15 protein-coding genes and 2 tRNA genes are annotated in these 20,879 nt (G+C 62.1%); 12 read left to right on the plus strand and 5 right to left on the minus strand.

Annotated elements, in window-relative coordinates; translation table 11 throughout:
• Nucleotides 1-9: 9 nt before the first annotated feature.
• From BN3789_RS04715 to BN3789_RS04745, 7 genes are all read left to right on the plus strand, one after another.
• Entirely contained in the window at nt 10-1,731 is a 1,722-nt protein-coding gene (locus tag BN3789_RS04715) for a DnaA ATPase domain-containing protein (RefSeq protein ID WP_066830738.1), read from the plus strand.
• A gap of 241 nt (nt 1,732-1,972) precedes the next feature.
• Nucleotides 1,973-3,076 carry a DNA polymerase III subunit beta gene (gene dnaN / locus BN3789_RS04720; protein WP_066830741.1) on the plus strand — a complete coding sequence of 368 codons (1,104 nt, stop codon included), beginning with the start codon at nt 1,973-1,975 and terminating at the stop codon, nt 3,074-3,076.
• Between the two features lie 119 nt (nt 3,077-3,195).
• Nucleotides 3,196-4,302 carry a DNA replication/repair protein RecF gene (recF, locus tag BN3789_RS04725; RefSeq protein WP_066830750.1) on the plus strand — a complete coding sequence of 369 codons (1,107 nt, stop codon included), beginning with the start codon at nt 3,196-3,198 and terminating at the stop codon, nt 4,300-4,302.
• Nucleotides 4,283-4,834: a DUF721 domain-containing protein gene (locus BN3789_RS04730; RefSeq protein WP_229254193.1), complete on the plus strand. Its 552-nt coding sequence runs from the start codon at nt 4,283-4,285 to the stop codon at nt 4,832-4,834. The genes recF and BN3789_RS04730 overlap by 20 nt, the downstream gene beginning before the upstream one ends.
• A gap of 126 nt (nt 4,835-4,960) precedes the next feature.
• Nucleotides 4,961-6,985 carry a DNA topoisomerase (ATP-hydrolyzing) subunit B gene (gene gyrB, locus BN3789_RS04735; RefSeq protein ID WP_066831098.1) on the plus strand — a complete coding sequence of 675 codons (2,025 nt, stop codon included), beginning with the start codon at nt 4,961-4,963 and terminating at the stop codon, nt 6,983-6,985.
• 205 nt (nt 6,986-7,190) lie between these two features.
• On the plus strand, nt 7,191-9,959 hold the full coding sequence (gene gyrA, locus BN3789_RS04740; protein WP_066831100.1) for a DNA gyrase subunit A: 2,769 nt from the start codon (nt 7,191-7,193) through the stop codon (nt 9,957-9,959).
• 304 nt (nt 9,960-10,263) lie between these two features.
• Nucleotides 10,264-10,881 carry a helix-turn-helix transcriptional regulator gene (locus BN3789_RS04745; protein ID WP_066830754.1) on the plus strand — a complete coding sequence of 206 codons (618 nt, stop codon included), beginning with the start codon at nt 10,264-10,266 and terminating at the stop codon, nt 10,879-10,881.
• 112 nt (nt 10,882-10,993) lie between these two features.
• Here the strand turns inward: BN3789_RS04745 and BN3789_RS04750 are convergent, their stop codons facing one another.
• Nucleotides 10,994-11,494 (minus strand): bifunctional nuclease family protein, encoded by a 501-nt coding sequence (locus BN3789_RS04750; protein WP_066830756.1) that lies wholly within the window; start codon nt 11,492-11,494, stop codon nt 10,994-10,996.
• 175 nt (nt 11,495-11,669) lie between these two features.
• Here BN3789_RS04750 and BN3789_RS04755 point away from each other — a divergent pair.
• Nucleotides 11,670-11,746 (plus strand) — tRNA-Ile (locus BN3789_RS04755).
• A gap of 64 nt (nt 11,747-11,810) precedes the next feature.
• Nucleotides 11,811-11,886, plus strand: a tRNA-Ala gene (locus BN3789_RS04760).
• Between the two features lie 327 nt (nt 11,887-12,213).
• Here the strand turns inward: BN3789_RS04760 and BN3789_RS04765 are convergent.
• Complete coding sequence (locus BN3789_RS04765; RefSeq protein ID WP_066830758.1) at nt 12,214-12,723, minus strand: hypothetical protein; 510 nt, start codon at nt 12,721-12,723, stop codon at nt 12,214-12,216.
• A 1,383-nt stretch (nt 12,724-14,106) separates the two neighbouring features.
• Between BN3789_RS04765 and BN3789_RS04770 the strand changes: the two genes are divergently transcribed.
• Nucleotides 14,107-15,801 carry a phospho-sugar mutase gene (locus BN3789_RS04770; RefSeq protein WP_066830760.1) on the plus strand — a complete coding sequence of 565 codons (1,695 nt, stop codon included), beginning with the start codon at nt 14,107-14,109 and terminating at the stop codon, nt 15,799-15,801.
• Between the two features lie 103 nt (nt 15,802-15,904).
• Here the strand turns inward: BN3789_RS04770 and BN3789_RS04775 are convergent, their stop codons facing one another.
• Together BN3789_RS04775 and BN3789_RS04780 are read right to left on the minus strand one after the other, a co-directional pair.
• On the minus strand, nt 15,905-17,140 hold the full coding sequence (locus tag BN3789_RS04775) for a cysteine desulfurase family protein (protein ID WP_066830763.1): 1,236 nt from the start codon (nt 17,138-17,140) through the stop codon (nt 15,905-15,907).
• Between the two features lie 9 nt (nt 17,141-17,149).
• A complete protein-coding gene (locus BN3789_RS04780) occupies nt 17,150-17,614 on the minus strand; it encodes a hypothetical protein (protein ID WP_066830766.1) in 465 nt (154 codons plus the stop codon).
• Between the two features lie 264 nt (nt 17,615-17,878).
• Here BN3789_RS04780 and BN3789_RS04785 point away from each other — a divergent pair, with 264 nt between their 5' ends.
• Nucleotides 17,879-18,307 (plus strand): Hsp20/alpha crystallin family protein, encoded by a 429-nt coding sequence (locus BN3789_RS04785; RefSeq protein ID WP_066830770.1) that lies wholly within the window; start codon nt 17,879-17,881, stop codon nt 18,305-18,307.
• Nucleotides 18,308-18,412: 105 nt separating this feature from the next.
• Here the strand turns inward: BN3789_RS04785 and BN3789_RS04790 are convergent, their stop codons facing one another.
• Nucleotides 18,413-19,249 (minus strand): MBL fold metallo-hydrolase, encoded by an 837-nt coding sequence (locus BN3789_RS04790; RefSeq protein ID WP_066830774.1) that lies wholly within the window; start codon nt 19,247-19,249, stop codon nt 18,413-18,415.
• Between the two features lie 43 nt (nt 19,250-19,292).
• Here BN3789_RS04790 and tilS point away from each other — a divergent pair, with 43 nt between their 5' ends.
• The gene (gene tilS, locus BN3789_RS04795; RefSeq protein WP_187119116.1) at nt 19,293-20,873 is read left to right on the plus strand and encodes a tRNA lysidine(34) synthetase TilS; all 1,581 of its coding nucleotides are present in this window, start codon (nt 19,293-19,295) and stop codon (nt 20,871-20,873) included.
• Nucleotides 20,874-20,879 lie beyond the last annotated feature (6 nt).

The following is a 20,879-nucleotide window of genomic DNA, read 5'->3' on the forward strand; positions in this document are numbered from 1 at the left end:
GGGTGAACCATGGATAACGATGCACGACTGCTTCTCGACGACGTCATCGCCTGCTGCCAGCGCGACGGGCTCGACGCACGGCTCGTCAACATGCTCGCCGGCGCACAGGCGACCGATCTGAATGAAGACGCCCTGACCATCGAGGCCCCCAGTCGATTCGCCTATTCCTATCTCGTCAAGCAGCGGGCGACCATCGAGCGCTATCTCGAGGAGATCGCCTTCGCCCCCTTGGCGCTCATGGTCACCGCGCCGCAGGCCCCCGCGGCAGCTCGCCCGACAGCGGAAGCGGCGGAGCAGGCTGGCAGCCCCTCCACGCCGGCCGCAGCCGCCCCCGGCACCGCGTCCGTCGCGGCGGAAGCGGCCGCGACGGCGGAGGCCTCCTATGCAGCAGCAGCTGCACCCTCCCCCGCCATCGACCCCGTTCCGCCGCAGTTCCACGGCGGCCCAGCCCTGGCGCGGGCGGACGAGGGCGACCGACGGGTCAGCATCAACAACACGCTGTCGCCCGAGCAGTTCAAGAGCATGATGGCCGCCATGAAACAGGGCGGGAACACGGCACCGGCACCTCGCATGCCCGAGGCCGCCGCCCCCACCATCGAAGAGCAGCAGCACCCGGCGGCATCGTCCGGCATCAGCGCCAAGTACACGTTCGAGAACTTCGTCCTCGGCGACGAGAACCGGCACGCCTACCAGTCGGCCGCGCGCTTCGCGGCGTTCGCCGACGAGCCCGGCCAGTGCACGAGCCTGTTCATCTACGGCAACTCCGGCCTGGGCAAGACGCACCTGCTGTTCGCGATCCAAAACTACATCGCGACCGAGAAGCCCTGGATGCGCGTGAAGTACGCCAACAGCCAGGCCTATATCGACGACTACATGCGCGACCTGGGCGCCCAGCGCGGGCCCGGCGAGCCGATCATGCGCGAATACCGCAACGCCGACGTCCTCATCATCGACGACATCCAGAACATCATCGGCCGCCAGGCGTCCATCGAGTTCTTCTTCCAGCTCGTCGACGAGTTCATCCGCGAGAGCAAGAAGATCGTCATCGCCAGCGACCGCGCGCCCAAGAAGCTCGGCATGGACGAGCGCCTTACGAGCCGCTTCAATTCCGGCATGCTGTGCCTGGTCTCAGAGCCGACCTTCGAGACCAAGTACCGCATCCTCAAGTACTACTACGAGCACACGCTGCGCGCCGAGCGCCCCGTCTCCCGAGACGGCGCGGGCGCGTCCATCCTGGACGGCATCGCGCTGGAGGAGGGCACGCTCACCGACGATCACCTGCGGCACATGGCGGAGATCTCGGGCAACAACATCCGCGAGCTCGAAAGCTTCTGCGAGCGGTGCTCGGGTTTGAGCTACGAGAAGGAGCGCGCGGGATCCGAGCTCACCGCCGCAGATATCGACGCCGTGGCCGACGAGTACTTCGACACAGCGCGCAAGGTGGTCAAGCCGGCGACCATCCAGGCGGTCGTGGAGGAGTTCTATCACGTCAGCCATGCCGACCTCATCGGCCGCAAGCAGACCAAAGACATCGCGTTTCCGCGCCATGTCGCCATCTTCCTCATCCACCAGATGTGCGACCTGTCGCTGCCGGCCATCGGTTCGCTGTTCGGCCGCAACCACGCGACCGTCGTGCACAGCCTGAACGTCATCGAAAAGAAGCGCGGGGAGGAGGCGGCTTTCTCCGAACAGCTCCAGCAGCTCTCGAACATCGTTCTGATCAAGTCCTGACAGGCTGTTGAAAAGTGCGTGAAAGGTTTGAGAAAACTTGTCGAAAGACCGTGCGATACTGTGGATGAATTCGCGGCGCACAGGCGCGTGTCGAAAACAGCCTCAGTTCTCGACACGCGCAGATTGAAAACTTTTCTGCACCGACCTGAGCAAACGCGGGTTATCAACAGGTTCGACGGGCTTATTACTACTATTTGGTATAGGTATATATAGATAGATATAAAACGGAAGGGACGAGCACATGAGATTCACCGTCAGCCAGCCTGCACTTGCGGAGGCACTCGGAATAGTCATGAAGGGCGTAGCGAGCGCAAGCACGCTCCCCATCCTCTCGGGTGTCTTGATTCGCGCCACCGACGGGGTGCTTGAGTTCCAAACGTCGAACTACACCATCTCGATCCGTCACCGCATCGCGGCGCGCGTCGAGGAGGAGGGGGACACGGTCATCCCGTGCAAGATGCTCTCGAACATCACCAAGACGCTGCCCGATGCGCCGGTCTCCTTTGAGATCTCGGATCGCCAGGTGCGCATCACGTGTGAGAAGAGCTCGTTCAAGCTGAACACGCTCGACCCAACCGATTTCCCCGAGTTCCCGACCATCGCGCTCGAGCGCTCCGTCGAGCTTCCGTGCGACATCCTCTCCGAGATGGTGTCGCGCGTGTGGCGCGTGACGTCGACCGACAAGAACCGCCCGGTGCTGAACGGCGTGTTCATGACGGTCGAGAACAACACCGTGCGCCTCGTGGCGACCGACTCCTACCGTCTGGCCGTGTGCGACACCCAGGTCGAGACGTCTTCGCTCGAGGGGAGCTTCGAGCTGAACGTTCCCGCCGAGGCCTTCAACGACGCGTTGAACATCATGGGCAGCCAGCCCACCATCATGGTCGGCTCGACCGACACGCAGGTCGTGTTCGCCGCCGGCAACACCACGTACGTGTCGCGTCGCATCGAGGGCAACTACCCCAACTACAAGGCCCTGCTGCCGCCGACCTGCGCGACGACCGTCAAGATCAACGTCGAGGCGTTCTCCGCGGCCCTGAAGCGCGTGGCCGTCGTGGCGCAGGCGAACTCCGCGGTGAAGTTCGAGATCTCTGCTGAGGCGGGCACGATGGGGCTGTCGGCCATTTCCAACGATCAGGACCAGGCCGCCGAGACGGTGGACGTCGAGGTCGAGGGCGCTTCGGGCGTCATCGCGTTCAACTACCACTACATCTTCGGCTGCCTGAACGTGCTGAACCGCGAGAAGGAGATTACCCTCGAGCTGCAAAGCTACAGCCAGGCGGGCATCTTCAAGGCCTACGACAAGATCAATTACCTCTACCTGGTCATGCCGGTGCGCATCTAGCTGCCTTTCCCCTGATGAATTTTTAGGGACTGTCCCTAAAAATTCATCAGGGGGCTGGTGCGGCTGAATTTTTAGGGACAGTCCCTAAAAATTCATCAGGGGAAAGGAGGTGACCCCGGGTGGGCATCTACGCGCGGACGTTGACGGTTCACAACTATCGCAGTTACGAGCTGTATGAGCTGGAGCTCGACGAGGGTGTCACCGTCCTTGTGGGACCCAATGCCGCGGGCAAGACCAATCTGGTGGAGGCGCTGCAGCTGCTGACGGCGGGGCAATCGTTTCGCCGCCCCTCCCCTTCCGACCTCGTGCGCGACGGCGCCCCGGGCACGAAGATCGAGCTGCGCCTGGAAGGCGACGGCCGCGTTCTCGACATGGGCATGACCGTCGAGCGCGGACGGCGCGCGTTTTCCAAGAACGGCAAGAAGGTGACGGCGTCGGGCGTGCGGGGCGTGCTGCCGAGCGTGCTGTTCTGCCCGGATCACCTCGATATGATCAAGCGCTCGGCATCTGTGCGCCGGGCTGCGCTCGATGACTTCGGTGTGCAGCTGAACGAGAGCTACGCGCAGCTCGTCGGCGCCTATGAGCGCACTCTCGAGCAGCGCAACAACCTACTCAAGGACCGCTTCGCCTCGCACGATCTGCTCGGTGCGTGGGACGATGCGCTCATCACCGCCGGCGCGTCGGTGCTGGTGCATCGCTTGGCCCTGCTCGAGCGCGTGCGCGAGCGCCTGGTCGACGTCTACGCCAGGATCGCTCCACGTGAAACGGTCGATGTCCGGTACCGCGCCTCCATCGGCGATATACCTGCGGCCTCGGCCCGCGACCGCGACGCGGTCGCCTCCTGTTTCGCCGCGGCGCTCGCCGAGACGCGCGAGGACGAGGTCCGGCGCGGGCTCACGCTCGTCGGACCGCACCGCGACGAGATCGTCTTTCTCGTCGACGGCCGCGAGGCGCGCTCCTTTGCCAGCCAGGGCCAGCAGCGCAGCCTCGTCCTCGCGTGGAAGATCGCGGAGGTCGAGGTCACCTACGACATTCTGGGCCGCTATCCGATCCTGCTGCTCGACGACGTCATGAGCGAGCTCGACGCCGCGCGCCGTGAATCGATCATGCGGTTCGTCGAGGGTGAGATCCAGACGGTCATCACCACGACGAACCTGGGTTATTTTTCCGATGGCATCTTGGATGCCTCGAAGGTGGTGGGCATCGGTGAAGAGAAGCGAGCGTAAGGGCGAGACGCACAGCCTGGCCGATTTCATCCCCCTCGAGCGCCGCCGCATCCTCGACGGGGCATCCGAGACCAAGCTCGCGCAGATGCGCGCCGCGGAGGCGACGCACGACGTCTACCATGCGTGGAACCAGGTGTGCGCGGGGACCCGGGAGGGCGAGCACGTGACGGGCCTGCACTATGTGCCCGAATCGAACGAGCTCATCGTCTACGCCGACGGCTCGACATGGGTGGGCGAGCTCACCATGATGCGCGAGATCATCCGCGCGCGCATGTACCGGCTCGGGGTCGATATCGCCGGTATCAAGGTCAAGCTTTCGCGCGAGGGCTACGCGCGTCCCAAGGCGGGCGCTCCCCGCACGCATGCCCAGAGCCCCTCCCCTGCTTCCCATCGCGCCGTGGCGCGCCACCCGTTGACGGCGGAGGAGGACGCGCGTCTTGACGATAGGGTCTCCGGCATCGCCGACGAACGCCTGAGGGATGCGCTCAAACGGGCTATAAAGGCCAGTTTTGAATGCGAAGACTCCCGATAGGCCAAAACGGGCGCAAATCGCGTCTGGTGGTCTTGTAGGGGTATTTGAAACGCGCGATGGCACCCCTTCTTTTCCATTAAACTATTGAAGGTTACTAGCATTTGCTTGAAGGAAAAGGAGATGTGCGTGGCGAATAAGAACGAATACGGCGGCAGCGAAATTAAAATCCTCGAAGGTCTCGAGGCCGTTCGTAAGCGCCCGGGCATGTATATCGGCTCCACGAGCTCCAGCGGTCTGCATCATCTCGTGTGGGAGATCGTCGACAACTCCGTCGACGAGGCCATGGCCGGGTTCTGCACCAAGATCGAGGTGACGGTGCACGCCGACAACTCCATCACCGTCGTCGACAACGGCCGCGGCATCCCGGTCGACAAGCATCCGGTCAAGAAGATCCCGACGCTCGAGGTCGTCATGACCATCCTGCACGCCGGCGGCAAGTTTGACAACTCGGCGTACAAGGTATCCGGCGGCCTGCACGGCGTGGGCGTCTCGGTCGTCAACGCCCTGTCCAAGAAGATGGTCGTCCAGGTCCGCCGCGACGGCAAGATCTACGAGATGCAGTTCAGCCGCGGCAAGACCACGCAGAAGATGATCGAGGTCGGAACGTCCAAGACGACGGGCACCACGACGACGTTCTGGCCCGACGAGGAGATCTTCGAAACGACGGTCTACGACTACGACATCCTGCGCAACCGCCTGCAGGAGACCGCCTTCCTCAACAAGAACCTCAAGATCGTGCTCAAAGACGAGCGCGAGCTCGCCCCTCGCGTCGACGAGTACTGCTACGCCGGCGGTATCGTCGACTTCGTCAAGTTCCTGAACGAGGGTAAGGACATCCCCGACGGCCTGAAGAAGCCCATCTACCTCTCCGGCGCCTCCGAGCCCGGGCTGCCGGTCGACCGCACCGGCGAGGTCGAGATCGCGATGCAGTGGAACACCTCGTATTCCGAGACGGTCATGAGCTTCGCGAACGACATCTACACGCCCGAGGGCGGTATGCACCTCGAGGGCTTCCGCACCGCGCTCACGAGCGTCATCAACGAGTACGCGCGCAAGCAGAACATCTTGAAGGAGAAGGACGCCAACCTCACGGGCGATGATGTCCGCGAGGGTCTCGCCGCCGTCATCTCCGTCAAGCTCGCCGACCCCCAGTTCGAGGGCCAGACCAAGGCCAAGCTCGGCAGCTCGTTCATGCGCACGCTCGTGCGCAAGGTCGTTTCCGACGGCCTGTCGGAATACCTCGAGGAGCACCCCAAGCAGGCGCGCGAGATCATCAAGAAGGCCCAGCAGGCATCCAAGGCCCGCAACGCCGCCCGCAAGGCGCGCGAGGCGACGCGCCGCAAGAGCCTGCTCGAGACGGCGAGCCTGCCCGGCAAGCTGGCCGACTGCTCCGTGCGCGACCCCGAGATGACCGAGCTGTTCATTGTAGAGGGTGACTCCGCAGGCGGCTCGGCCAAAGACGGCCGCCGCCGCGACATCCAGGCGATCTTGCCCCTGCGCGGCAAGATCCTGAACGTGGAGCGCGTCGGCGACCACCGCGCGTTCTCGAGCGATACCATCCAGTCGCTCATCACGGCCATCGGCTGCGGCGTGACCACGGGCAGCGGTGACGGCGGCGATTTCGATATCACCAAGGCCCGCTACCACAAGATCATCATCATGACCGATGCGGACGTCGACGGCGCGCACATCCGCATCCTGCTGCTGACGTTCTTCTACAAGTACATGCGCCCGCTCATCGACGCCGGCTATGTGTACGTGGCCTGCCCGCCGATCTTCGGCATCAAGGTTCGCAACAAGATTCACTACGTCTACCCCAACGGCCGCCAGGCGGAAGAGGAGATCCTGCGCGAGAGCATCGCCGCGCTCGGCCTCAATCCCGATGACGGCGACGACGAGGCGGCGGCCGGCAAGATCACCAAGAAGCGCCGCGGCTACACCGTTCAGCGCTACAAGGGTCTGGGCGAGATGGATCCCAAGCAGCTCGCGTCGACCACCATGGATCCCAAGACGCGCATCCTGCAGCGCGTCACCATCGAGGACGCCGCGGTCGCCGATCGCGCTGTGCGCGAGCTCATGGGCAACCAGGTGGAGTACCGCCGCGAGTACATCGAGAAGCACGCCCACGACGCGCGCTTCCTGGACGCCTAGCGCGCTGAGTCGGCTGGGGGGTTGGTTGGGGACGGGTTCGTTCCAGCCCAGCCCCTGATGGGGGAACTCTGACTGCCTACACACTGGGGATGGGCTGGAACGAACCCGTCCCCAACCAACCCCCAACCCACGGCCGACTGCGACTGAGTCAGACCGAACCAGACCAGACCACGACTAAACCAGGAGGTAGCACGTGGCAGATGATATGAACAACACGCCCGGCGCCGGCGGCGAGGGTACCGAGGGCCTGCCCGAGGACCTCAAGCGCCTGCTGGCCCGCGCCGAGACGCAGAACGACGACGGCGAGACGGTCGGCTACGACCCAGACGCCGTCGACGAGGACGAGGAAGACGATGACCAGGAGCTCGAGGAGAGCTTCGGCACCGTAGACCGCGGCGAGGATGCCGGCGAGGACATCAACGGCGGATCGCTCCAGATCTCCGAGTTCGGACACGAGATGAAGCAGTCCTTCATCGAGTACTCGATGTCGGTCATCACGGCGCGTGCCCTGCCCGATGTGCGCGATGGCTTGAAGCCGGTGCACCGCCGCATCCTCTACGCCATGAACGAGTCGGGCATCTACCCCAACCGTCCGCATAAGAAGTCGGCCTGGACGGTCGGCGAGGTTATCGGCAAGTACCACCCCCACGGCGACGTTGCGGTGTACGACACCATGGTCCGCCTGGCGCAGTGGTTCTCCATGCGCACGCCCCTGATCGACGGCCACGGCAACTTCGGCAACATCGACGGCGACGGCGCGGCGGCCATGCGTTACACGGAAAGCCGTCTGGCCAAGCCGGCCATGGAGCTCCTGCGCGACCTTCAGAAGGATACGGTCGACTGGCAGCCGAACTACGACGAGTCGCTCGCCGAGCCCCAGGTGCTTCCGGCGCGCTTCCCCAACCTGCTCGTCAACGGCTCTTCGGGCATCGCGGTCGGCATGGCCACGAACATCCCCCCGCACAACCTCGCCGAGGCCGTCGAGGCGACCTGCATGCTCATCGACAACCCGGACGCCACGACGGAAGAGCTCATGACCGTCATGCCCGGTCCCGACTTCCCCACCGGTGCCCGCATCATGGGGTCGGACGGTATCCGCCAGGCATATGAGACGGGCCGCGGCTCCATCACCGTGCGCGCCAAGGCACATGTCGAGTCCACCAAGACCGGCCGCAACCGCCTTGTGTTCACCGAGATCCCCTATCAGGTGAACAAGGGCAACCTGCAGGAGAAGATCGCCCAGCTCGTCAACGAGAAGCGCATCGAGGGCATCTCCGACATGCGCGACGAGTCGACGCAGAAGGGCATCCGCCTGGTCATCGAGCTCAAGAAGGGCGTGATCCCGCAGGTCGTCCTGAACAACCTGTATAAGTACACCTCGCTGCAGAACACGTTCGGCGTGAACAACCTCGCACTCGTGAACGGTGTTCCCAAATGCCTGTCCCTGCGCGACATGCTGCGTTGCTACATCGACCACCAGGTCGACGTCGTCACCCGCCGCACGCGCTTCGACCTCAAGAAGGCCCAGGCTCGCGCCCATATCCTCGAGGGCTACCTGCTGGCGCTCGACCACATCGACGAGGTCATCTCCATCATCCGCTCCTCGCGCACCGACTCCGAGGCGAGCGCCCGCCTGATCGAGCGGTTCGGCTTCAGCCCCGAGCAGACCACGGCCATCCTCGAGATGAAGCTGCGCCGTCTGACCGGTTTGGAGCGCGACAAGATCCAGGAGGAGCTGGACGGCCTGCGCCGCGCCATCGCCTACTACGAGGACCTCTTGGCGCACGAGGAGAAGGTCCTCGGCGTGATCAAGGAGGAGATGCGCGAAATCTCGCGCAAGTACGGCGACAAGCGCCGCACCGAGATCTGCGCCGCCGAGCGTGACCTGGACGTCGAGGACCTCATCGCCGACGAGGACATGGTCGTCACCATCACGCACACGGGCTACGTCAAGCGCATCCCCGTGGCAGCCTACCGCGCGCAGAAGCGCGGCGGCAAGGGCGTGACGGGCGCGAACCTCAAAGAGGATGACGTCATCGACGAGATGTTCATCGCGAGCACGCATGAATACGTGCTGTTCTTCTCAAACCGCGGCAAGGTGTACCGCCTGAAGGTCCATGAGCTTCCGGTCGGCACGCGCCAGGCGCGCGGCACCGCGATCGTGAACCTGCTGCCGTTCGAGGAGGGCGAGAAGATCGCGAGCGTCATCTCCTGCCGCGAGTTCCCCGACAACGAGTACCTCATGTTCGCCACTGCGAGCGGCATGGTCAAGAAGACCGTGATGAGCGCCTATGACCGCAGCCGCCGCGACGGCATCATCGCCATCAACCTCAAGAACGGCGACCACCTGCTCGACGTGCGCCGCGTTCGCGAGGGCGACAAGGTCATCCTCGCCACCACGGCCGGCAAGGCGATCATGTTCTCCGAGGAGCAGGTGCGCGCCACGGGTCGCGACACGAGCGGTGTGCGCGGCATCACGATGAAGGGCGAGACCACGGTGCTCGGCATGGAGATCTCCAACGGCCGTGGCGATCTGTTCGTCATCACGGAGCGCGGCTTCGGCAAGCGCACGCCGATTGCCGACTACCCCGAGCAGAACCGTGGCGGTCAGGGCGTCTACACCATCCAGATGACCGACAAGAAGGGCAATCTGGCTGCCATGAAGACGGTCGGCCCGCAGCACGAGCTGTTCATCATCACCGAGGGCGCGACGGTTATCCGCGTGAAGACCGAGGAGATTTCCAAGACCGGTCGCGCCACGCAGGGCGTCAAGATGATGACGGTGGCCGACGGCGACCGCGTGTGCGCCGTGGCGCGCATGACGAGCGCTAAGAAGAAGCCTAAGGCCCCTGCGGTGGCCGAGGGGCAGGAATCGCTTGATCTGGCCGCTGCGGGCGCTCTGGAGGCGCCGAGCGACGATCATGTCGATATCGGAAGCGGCGACGAGGCGCTCGAGGATCTGATGGACGAGTAGCATCGGCGCCATCGCATAGCGTCTGTGACAGGGCGGACTGGAGGAGTTACTTCTCCGGTCCGCCTTTTGCGTTGATGCTGCCGTTCGTGGGTGTCGGGCGCGCGCCATCCATGTCGCCGCGACTGAGTCATGCTGCGCCATATATGGTGTAAAGCCGTGTTTCCGCAGGTCAGAACTGCGTCAAGAACATTTGACGGTGCGGTGGGCCGCTTGCCGGCACGATGTCGGGATCCTTTGATGGTACGATGCCCCCAGTCATGGGAGCCTTCGAGGTGAAGGGGTCCGACGAGGAAAACGAGGGAGCATGGAGATCGGGAACCGCATCAAGTCGCTGCGCGCGCGTGCGGGTATGTCGCAAGAAGATCTTGCGGGGCGCATCTACGTTTCGCGCCAGACGATCAGTTCGTGGGAGAACGATAAGACCTACCCCGACGTGCAGAGCCTGCTGCTCCTCTCCGAAATCTTCGACGTGACCGTTGACAGCCTGATCAAGGAGGACGTGATGACCATGACGAAGACGATTGATTCAGACGTGCGCGCCATGAAGCAGATGGCTTGGGTGATGGTGGTGTTCTTGCTGCTCATGATTGCCGCCATGGCGTGGCTGGTGGTGCAGACGGTCGTGTGGGACTGGGATCTTGCGTATGCGGTGCCGACCTTCGTGCTCGCGCTGGTGCTGTGGTGCGTCGCGCTGTGCGCCGCCGTGCAGGTTGAGCGAATCAAAAAGAGCCATGATCTGGTCACGTATCGCGAGATCCTGTCGTATTGGTGCGGTGAGCCAGTTGACCGCGATACCGAAAAGAGCCGTCGCGAGCGCCTGATTCCCGTATGGATGAAAACGATCCGTTTTGTCGGGATGATGGTGCTTGCGGCAGCCATTGGCTACGGCTTCGCGATGCTCGTGGACCGTCTGGTCGGGTGAGTGGCTGTTTGGCGAACAGGCTGCGTCTCGATGGCGCCGTGATCCGCGTAAGTCAAGGCCCTGACTGAGTCTGACTCAGTCAGGGCCTTGCTTCAGCGTTTGGGACGCGTGATTAGAAGTCGTCCGGAGAGACGGAGCGCGCGAACTTGTCGAAGCGTTCGAGCTCCTCTTCCTCGTTCTCCTCGGTGCGGTACGAGATGTTTCCGGCGCGGTTCATGACGTCGTCTTCGACGTAGATCGGAGCGTTGGTGCGAACCGCAAGGGCGAGCGCGTCGCTCGGCCGAGCATCGATATGGCGCTCTTCCCCGTCGGCGTTCTCAAGAACCACCGATGCGTAGAAGATGGGTGCGTCGACACGGTCGATCTCCACACGCTCAAGCTTACCCCCCAGGGATTTGATGACGTCGACCATGAGATCATGGGTGATAGGCCGAGAGCCCTCTGTTCCATCGACGCCGCGTCCGACCGCAGCGGCCTCGTACGAACCTGTCTGAATAGAGAGCGCGCGCAGCGGGGCATCTGATGCACCCTCGGCACCGCGCTCGCGGAGCACGATGATGGATGGTACGGGGCCAGCGGCCATAATAATAGTTTCGATATCAACACGAATCATTATGGCACCTCCAATAATGCTGTTCTCTGACGTACATGGTATGAACTGGATAGTAATACTACCCAAAACAGTGACGTTGTGTGCGTATACCTCCCCTTTTCACATGCTCGGAAATTTTTTCAAAAAAGTTGTTGACGGACGAACCCCAAGCGCGCTAATATTCTTTTCGCGCGATGGACCTGTAGCTCAGTTGGTTAGAGCGTCCGGCTGATAACCGGGAGGTCACAAGTTCGAATCTTGTCAGGTCCACCACTTTCTTTCGCAATAAACACCCCAGCGAGAGCCGAGTCGCCGCTGGGGTGTTTATTACTTAAGTGGGGGTTTAGCTCAGCTGGGAGAGCGCGGGCTTTGCAAGCCTGAGGTCAGGGGTTCGATCCCCCTAACCTCCACCACGATCATGATGACCTCGCCACGGCGAGGTTTTTTCATATCTGGGGGCCGTGCATGGGGATCGAACCCCGTTCGGGGCCGGATCCCGAGTAAACGCGCGCGCGTTTGCCGGGGGCCGACGCAAGGCGCGCAAGCGCCGCAGCGCTGAGCGGTTGCGCAGCAATCGCGGATCCCCCTAACCTCCACCACGATCACGATGACCTCGCCACGGCGAGGTTTTTTCATATTTGAGGGCCCCATGGCGTGCGTTCCCAAAGGCGACTGGCGATACTAGACGGGTCTACAGAAAAATGGGGCTCTGAGATCGCGTCTAGAGCCCCTAAAATGACCTACTGGCTGTCCATGTCCGAACCAGGGCCTAATAGGCCCTTAAATCCCGTTAGACGCTCCCATACTCCAGCGCTTGCCATCAAAACGACCTGATCGTGCGCTCTGCGGGTTTCGGTCTGGGCCTCCTTGGCCGCATCTTGGGCATTATCGAGGGCGCAGGTCAGCTCTTTGATCTGGTTGTCTTTGATGGCGAGCTGGGCGTTAAGGTTGTCTATCTGGGCCTTAAGGTCGTCGATGCGCTCACGGTACACCGATACGATGGCTTCCACATCGATATGCGGCTGATTTGAGGACTCGGTCTCCCCCTCCCCCGCCGCTTGCTTCGCCTCGACGTTCTTGGTCAGAAAGTCTGCCAGCATGGAAGCACCTTCGGCATCGATGATCAGTGCCCCTCGCGCTCCGTCGGGGTTGGCGTGACCTGACTCTCTGAGCCCGAGCTCCTTCACGGCGCGCATGACGGTTGATTTTCCACGGCCCGTGGCTTCCGCAATCTCTTTAATGGTTGGCACGATTCGTTCCTAACTACTCCCCTATTCAAACATGACTGAGTCATGCCGTCATCAATGCATCGATTCATTATAGCGTGAGATTCGATAGAGAATCGAATTCCCCGACTTGGGTGAAGCGATGTGAATCGATCCGACCATCGGTCGCACATTCGATTCATCAAGTGAGTCGTACATTGCGCCGCGGTCCGCGCCACATTGTTTGGTCCGGGCTGATGTCTGCGTTAGGGGAGCGCACCTTACATCGTTTCGCCAGATCGCCCCGAAGACTGAGTTGCTCTGCCCCTTGCCTACTTCGCCTGGATCGGAGGAATGGGCTGGGCGAGCGATCGGGTACGTTTACGATCGGTCCAAGACGCACTGACGGTGAATCGTTGGTTCGATTGGAGAAATGACAAACCATAAGCATATGGATAGCATCGGCATGAATCTGGTTAGACGGGTCACAAGCAGTTTCATTTGAAGACGCAGAGAGAATCGGACGGCGGAGCATAGAGCCGGTGTGATTCATCAGACAGGTAAGATCGCTCCGAACGGGTCGAAGCGATGCGATGCCTGATTGGCTGACAGCCGGAATATCGGATGACCTGATTCGGTTGACGATCGAATAACGCATCTGTCGCATGGTGTGTTGGCGGTTCGGTCATTGTGGTCGTATCGCATTAGTGCGCATGACGGTTGCTCAGACGAGGTATTCGGTCAAACGCGTCAAACCGCTATCGCGAATCGTTGCATGGTCTCATAGGGAAGGGAATGCAGATTCAGTCATATGAGTGAATCGCGATGAGGCGGTCGCGATGGGTCAATACAGACGATGACGAATGCTGGTGCAACACGTTCAACGAGTCGGCTCATTCAAGGGAATACCAAGATGCTACCGTTTGCGCGCCGCATGGAATCGAGTCAGGTGAGGTGCAAGGTGACAATCGATTCAAAGACTGAGTCCGCGAATCGATTGATGCAGCGTGGTTGAATGAGTTGCGATATCGAACCGGTAACGAGATCATTGCTAACTTGCCTGGTAGAACTACAAAAAGGAATATATTATTTTGAGAATTCACCGCGCGAGCAAATGCTTCACAAGGTCTTGCAAAAGAAGAAGTGGTTCGATGGGAATCGATTGATGGTTCTCACTCTGGAGCGGATACGGTGTGGTGTAGGCGTGGGTCGATATTCAACGTCGAGGCCACCTGTCCGATATGGCGCAGACGGCTGTAGGGGAGACGGGGGAAGGCATTGCGCCCACCGGACAAATCGGCCGTCGAGCGGTATAAAGTCAAAAACTTTACCTAGATGGGGTACGATTCGAGTGGGTCCGTGCATAAGCCAGCCCCCTCGGTCCCCGAGGTCATTAAACCGTTTACATGGCAAGGAAAGGTATAGGCTATGGCAGACGTACATGAGCTTCTCGACACATGGATCGCCAACGTCAAGGACGAAGAGCTGCTGGCTGAGCTGAAGCAGATGAAAGAGTCCGGCGACGAGAATGCGATCACCGATGCGTTTTTCCAGGACCTGGCGTTTGGTACCGCCGGTCTGCGCGGCACGCTGGGCGCCGGCACGAACCGCATGAACATCTATACGGTCGGTCGCGCCACGCAGGGCTTTGCCGACTACCTTGTCAAGAATTTCGAGAACCCGACGGTCGCCATCGCTCGCGACAGCCGTAATAACGGCGAGCTGTTCGTGAAGACCACGGCGGCCATTCTCGCCGCCAACGGCGTCACCGCCTACGTGTATCCGCGCATCTCGCCGGTCCCCACGCTGTCCTGGGCCACGCGCTATCTTGAGTGCTCGGGTGGCATCTGCATGACCGCGAGCCACAATCCCGCCCCGTATAACGGCTACAAGGCCTACGGTCCCGACGGATGCCAGATCACGTCGGAGGCCGCCGATGCCATTTCCGCAGCTATGGAGGCCACCAATCCGTTCACGGACGTCAAGACCATGGACTTTGACGAGGCGGTCGAAAAGGGGCTCGTGAAGTGGATCGACGACTCGGTGCTCGATGCCTACTACGACGCCGTGGTGGACAAGTCCGTCTGCAACCTGACCGAGGAGCAGTCCAAGAACACTCCGCTCAAGCTCGTGTACACCCCGCTGAACGGCACCGGTCTGATTCCTGTGACCACGGTCCTCAACAAGGTCGGTATCACCGATATCACCGTCGTGCCCGAGCAGAAGGATCCCGACGGCAACTTCCCGACCTGCCCGTATCCCAACCCCGAGATCCGCGAGGCCATGCAGAAGGGTATCGATCTGTGCCGCGAGGTTCAGCCCGACCTGCTGCTTGCCACCGACCCCGACGCCGATCGCGTTGGCGTCGCTTGCGCGGATGGCGACGATTATACGCTGCTGACCGGCAACGAGATGGGCGTTTTGCTGCTCGACTACATCTGCAAGATGCGTGCCGCGCGCGGCGAGGACCTCAAGGATAAGGTGGCGGTGACCACTATCGTGTCCTCCGCCATGGTCGACGCGCTGGCCGAGGAGTACGGCTTTGAGCTGCGCCGCTGCCTCACCGGCTTCAAGTACATCGGCGACATCATCACCGGCCTGTCCGACGCGGGCCAGGTTGATCGCTTCATCTTCGGCTTCGAGGAGAGCTACGGCTACCTGTCGGGCGATCACGTGCGCGACAAGGACGCGGTCAACGCCTCCATGCTCATCTGCCAGATGGCCCAGTACTACAAGCTGCAGGGCAAGAACCTGGTTCAAGCGATGCGCGATCTGTACGAGAAGTACGGGTACTACCACAACAAGACGATCTCTTTGGGCTATCCGGGTGCCGACGGTGCGGCCAAGATGGCCGGCATCATGGCCGACCTGCGCGAGAATCCCCCTGCGGAGATTGCGGGCTCCAAGGTCGAGGGCGTTGTCGATTACAAGGAGGGCGTGAACGGCCTGCCGAGCGCGAATGTCATCGAGTTCGATCTCGAGGGCGGGGACAAGGCCATCGTTCGTCCTTCCGGCACCGAGCCCAAGATCAAGCTCTACATCTTCGCCAAGGGCGCCGACGCCGCGGCTGCCGATGCGCAGATCGATGCCATCGAGGCGGCCGGTCGCGAGCTGCTTTCCTAATAGGTTGTCATCATATGCCGATAAAAGCGGGGCGCTATCAGCGTCCCGCTTTTTGTATCGAGGTCAGAAGCGACGGTTGGGAGTATGGAGGTGGGGGAGGGGACTACAGCGTGCCCGAGATGCGTCGGGCTCGTTCGATGCAGCGCGTCACGCGCTCGCAGAGCGTGTCGATGTCCTCGTCCCGGATATCATCGGCGAGCGACAGGCGAAGCGATCCATGGGACCACCGACGGTCCGTTATCCCAATCGCGCTTATGACGTGGGATGGTTCGGTTGAGCCCGTTGAGCATGCGGAGCCCGTCGCTGCCGCAACGCCGGAACGGTCCAGCAGGACAACGAGCAGCTCGCCGTCCACGTCGTGAATGGCAAACGACGCGATGGAGGGCAGGCGCCTGACCGGATCTCCCGTGTAGTAGATGTCAGGGACGGCGTCCTGGAGCTTGGAGACCAACCGGTCGCGCAAAGAGGTGATTCGACCCATGCGCTCGACAAGTCCGTCGCGGCACTCCTCGAGTGCTGCTGCCATGCCGACGATGCCGGCCAGGTTTTCGGTGCCCGACCGCTCGCCGCGCTCCTGGCCCCCGCCTTCAATGAGTGCCGGAATGGAGAAGCCATCCTTGAGATAGAGGGCTCCGATGCCGCGCGGGCCATGGAATTTGTGAGCCGAGAGCGAGAGCGCGTCAATTCCGAGCCCGTGCACATCGACGGGGATGTGGCCTACGGCTTGAACGGCATCGGTGTGAAAGGAGGCGCCGTATTCATGGGCGATGCGGGCCAACTCGGGGACATCCTCGATGGTTCCGATCTCGTTGTTCGCGAGCATGATCGAAACAAGAGCACATCCCGGAGCCTCGCAGCCCGCCCGCCGCGCTTCTGTCCGCGCCGCTTCAAGGGCGATTCTCAAATCGTCAGGGCGCACATGTCCCTGTCTGTCGACGGGTAGCACGGTTGTGCGCGCACCGAAGCGCTCCATCGCTCGACATGCATGCAAAACGGCATGATGCTCGATTGAGCTGGTAATGAGGCACGCGGGCGCCTCGGTCCCGTATCGGTCTCGATATCTGAGGGTCGCGCCCTGAATGGCCCACATATCGGATTCGGATCCGCCGCTCGTGAAATAGATTTCTTCTGCCGCGGCTCCAAGTTGCCGCGCGATGCGCGCCCGGGCCTCGCCGAGGGCGCAAGCCGCTTCCTTGGCAATGCGATGTATCCCGCCGGGGTTGCCGAAGCTCGTGGTCAGATAGGGCATCATCTCGTCAAGGGCCCGCTTGGACAGGGGTGTCGTTGCGGCGTTGTCAGCGTAGATATAGGGGAGTTGTCCGCCTGTCGTCTCTGTCATATCGACCCGCTATCGAAGGAAGAAGAACCACACAACGGCGAGGATCGCGGCGAGCAGCGCGATGATGCCGATGATGAGGTGCGCGCGGCGCTGCTTGCGCTCACGTCGCGAGGTGAAGATGGATTTTCCCGGCTTCGGCGTCTCGAGGTAGCGCTCGTAGTGAAGTTTGCGGGGACCCTTGGGGCCGGTCTTCTCCTTAAGCTGACGGGGGAGTGCCGAGTCCGACCGCGCCGCTCCGTGCGTTGCGGGCAGATAGTCGGCATCGTTGCTGGCTGTTCCCATGTGCACCCTGCGCGAACGCGCCTCCTCAAGCGTTTGGTAGCGTTGGCGCGTGACGTATTCGGGCTCTACGTCGTCGATCGGCTCCTGCGTGATATGGCGCACCGCGCGATGGAAAACGGGCTGCGGGGCCTCGGCACCAGCATGATCGTTCTGATGCGATGGGATGGGAATATTGCCCGTGTGTTCGTCCATGGTGAGCCTTCAAACCGTTGGTGATGCTGTCCATATTGTACGGGTGAGCTGCGGCCGCGGTTCCACATTTAAGAATATCCTCAGATGCGCAACACGGTTCCTTTGCTAAATCTTAGTCAGTATGACTTAGATTTGATTATACTGTGACGCTTAAAAAATCTGTGTTGGCATGAATAGCTTGCCGGGTCACGGGAATAAACAAGAGCGACAAAAGAAGTCCTCGCCCCAAAGAGGGGTGCGGCTCATCACTAAGGAGTGATTGATATGGCAAGCATGGTTCCCTATCGTTCGGTTTTCGGTCTTCGTCCTACGACTTCGCTGTTCGATGCGTTCGATGACATGATGGATCTCGCCTCCACGCCGCTGGCGAGCAAGGCGTTCCCCATCGATGTCGAGGATACGGGCGACGGTTATGAGGTCAAGGCGTATCTGACAGGTGTCAACAAGGACGATATCGACGTCGAGCTCAACGAGGGTCGTCTTTCCATCTCCGTGAAGGTTGAGGATAAGGAAGAGGACAAGGGCAAGAATTACCTGCAGAAGGAGTTCACGTCCTACAGCGCGACGCGCGGCGTGTATCTGAAGGACGCCTCATGCGAGGGGCTGTCCGCCCGCTATGCAGACGGCATCCTGACCGTGACTGTCCCCAAGATCGTCGAGAAGAGCAACGTCACCAAGATCGCCATCGACTAGCGCAGCAAGCATCTGGCTGCACGCGCCCGCACATTTGACTCGGCAAAGGCTCGGAGCTTTACGGCTCCGAGCCTTTTTGCGGTCGATGCATCGTAAAACGGATCGTCAAAGGATCGAGATGGGCCTGTTCTGGCCCGCGGCGCAGATGTGCAGGTCGGAATAGTCGCCGCCGCGCGCCAAGGTCGCCGAAGATCCCAGCTCGTTGTCGAGATCGGCGCCCAGCGCCTCGGCAAACGATCGCACGGCAAGGCTCGGGCGGTTGTTCTCCTGCGAGATGTGCATGGCGACGAGATGCTCGGTGCGCGCGCCGATGAGTTCCGCGGCGGCAGTCGAGGCCTGCTCGTTCGAGAGGTGGCCGGCTGCGGACATAATGCGATCCTGCAGGTACCGCGGATACGAGCCGCAGCGGAGCATGGGCACGTCGTGGTTGCTCTCGAGGGCGAGGATGCGCGTATCCGCCAGCGCGTCGCGCGCCTCGTCGGTGAGCACGCCGGTGTCCGTGGCGTATCCGATCGAGTCCCCAGAGCACTCGAAGCGAAAGCCCACGGGGTTCACCACGTCGTGAGACGTGGGGAAGGTCTGAACGCTCACGCCGGCAACGTCAAAGCGCAGCCCCGGGACGAACTCACAGAAGGGGAGGGTGTCGAGATAGGTGCGCGCCTCCGGTGTCCCCACGCTCGCGTAGAGCTCGATATCGAATGCCCGGCACCATACGCTGATGCCGCTGACATGGTCAGTGTGCTCGTGGGTGAGCAGCAGCGCCCGCACGTCGTGTTCGGAAAGACCGAGTTCGTGCATGCGCTTGAGCACCTCGCGGCGTGAAAACCCGTCGTCGATCATGATGAGCCCCTGCGGACCCTCGACAAGGGCGCAGTTGCCCTTAGATCCGCTTCCCAAGATGTGAAGGTGCAGCGCACCGTATCTGCTGCCGTTCGATTCCACGACTTCTCCAATGGCTACAATGTATGCGTTCCAAGGAGGTTTCATGCCCACCGTCGCACAGCACTTTGCCCGGCTTCACCCAACATCGTCTCAGCGCCTGAGCGGGGCCGCACCAGAGCAGGCCTCTCCTGTGGTGCTCATGGTATCAGGCGGCGCGGACTCAACCGCCCTTCTGGTCATGGCCTGCACATCAAAGCTCGATTTGCGCGACGGCCGCGGTCTGGCGCGTATCGCGCGCGAGCGCATCCACGTGCTCCACATCAACCATCACCTGCGGGGTGTCGCCTCCGATGAAGACGAGCGGTTCGTGCGCGACCTGTGCGCGCATTTCGGCGTTCCCGTCTGCGTGGAACACGCATCGTTTTCCGATCTCGGTGGCCAAAATCTCGAGGCGGCCGCTCGCGAGGCGCGCTATGCGGCGGCTCGCCGCTACGTGCGCGAGCTGTGCGCCCAGACGAACACCCCGCGCACGTCCGCGCGCATCGTGACAGCTCATACGGCCTCAGACCGCACCGAGACGTTTTTCATGAACGCCATCAAGGGCTCGGGGCCTGCAGGGTTGTCGAGCATTCCTCGCCGACGCAACATCATCGTTCGCCCTCTGATCGACATGACGCATGGGGAGCTGTGCCGCTATCTCGAGGTCGCGGGCATGACGTGGCGCGAGGACGAGACCAACAAGGACACGTCGTACCTGCGCAACTTCGTGCGGCACCGCGTGGTGCCGCTGGCGTCGGAGCGCAACGCGAATCTCGAGCGGACGATCGGCGCCACGTGCGACATCCTGGGCGAGGAGGACGCGTTCATGTCCCAGCTCGCGGCGCGTTCGCTGCGCGCGTGCGTCCGCCGCGAGCAGGAGGGGCTCATCGTCATCGATGCAGACCGTCTGGCATCGGCCGAGATCGCCATCGCGCGCCGCATGATTCGGCTCGCCTATCGTTTCGTGGCGCCCGAGGAGCGACTCGAGATGCGCCACGTCGAGGCGGTGCTCTCGTGCGTCGCCGCGGGCGCCGGTTCGCTCTCGCTTCCGGGAAGCGTCGATGCGCGCATGGAATTCGGCACGCTCGCCCTGCGCACCGCAGCCGCCCGCGAGAGCATCGTCGCCGGATGGGTGCCGGTTCCGGGCACCATGCCGCTGGCAAGCCAGGCGGTGCTCGAGACGAGTGTCGTCGAGGTGCCCCATGGAGCGGATCCGGTGGCGTTCGCGCGCGAGCTGTCCGAGGCGTCCGACGTATTGCAAACCGGGAGGACCGTATGCGTGGATGCCGCGGCGCTCGGCTATGCAGAGCGCGACCTGACCCGTCTGCTCGAGGCCTCGCCGGCCCTTCCAGCTGAGGTTTTAAACGCGCACCTGTGGGTGGATGCCCCTGCCCCCGGTGATATCATGTGTCCGCTGGGCATGCACGGTCGCTCGAAGAAGGTCTCTGACATCCTCGGCGCGGCGCATGTTCCGGTGGCAGAGCGCGCGAGCGTCCCCGTCGTGAGGACATCTCCGGGCGGAGCCATTGTGTGGGTTGGTGGTATTCGCCTTGATGAGCGGTTCAAGTGCACGGCCGCAAGCAAGCTCTTGATAAAATTAGTCATTCGCGCCATCGCTGAGACCGGTGCGCGTATGGATGGGTAGGGTGTA

It is taken from the genome of Collinsella ihumii (assembly GCF_900046475.1).
In the GTDB taxonomy this organism is placed as follows: Bacteria; Actinomycetota; Coriobacteriia; order Coriobacteriales; family Coriobacteriaceae; genus Collinsella; species Collinsella ihumii.

What these genes read in the sequence shown, in the direction of transcription:
- BN3789_RS04750 (WP_066830756.1), bottom strand. Translation starts at nt 11,494, where the DNA reads ATGATTCGTGTTGATATCGAAACTATTATTATGGCCGCTGGCCCCGTA.
- BN3789_RS04780 (WP_066830766.1), bottom strand. Translation starts at nt 17,614, where the DNA reads ATGGACGAACACACGGGCAATATTCCCATCCCATCGCATCAGAACGAT.
- BN3789_RS04785 (WP_066830770.1), top strand. Translation starts at nt 17,879, where the DNA reads ATGGCAAGCATGGTTCCCTATCGTTCGGTTTTCGGTCTTCGTCCTACG.
- BN3789_RS04770 (WP_066830760.1), top strand. Translation starts at nt 14,107, where the DNA reads ATGGCAGACGTACATGAGCTTCTCGACACATGGATCGCCAACGTCAAG.
- dnaN (WP_066830741.1), top strand. Translation starts at nt 1,973, where the DNA reads ATGAGATTCACCGTCAGCCAGCCTGCACTTGCGGAGGCACTCGGAATA.
- BN3789_RS04775 (WP_066830763.1), bottom strand. Translation starts at nt 17,140, where the DNA reads ATGACAGAGACGACAGGCGGACAACTCCCCTATATCTACGCTGACAAC.
- tilS (WP_187119116.1), top strand. Translation starts at nt 19,293, where the DNA reads ATGCCCACCGTCGCACAGCACTTTGCCCGGCTTCACCCAACATCGTCT.
- gyrA (WP_066831100.1), top strand. Translation starts at nt 7,191, where the DNA reads ATGAACAACACGCCCGGCGCCGGCGGCGAGGGTACCGAGGGCCTGCCC.
- BN3789_RS04715 (WP_066830738.1), top strand. Translation starts at nt 10, where the DNA reads ATGGATAACGATGCACGACTGCTTCTCGACGACGTCATCGCCTGCTGC.
- BN3789_RS04745 (WP_066830754.1), top strand. Translation starts at nt 10,264, where the DNA reads ATGGAGATCGGGAACCGCATCAAGTCGCTGCGCGCGCGTGCGGGTATG.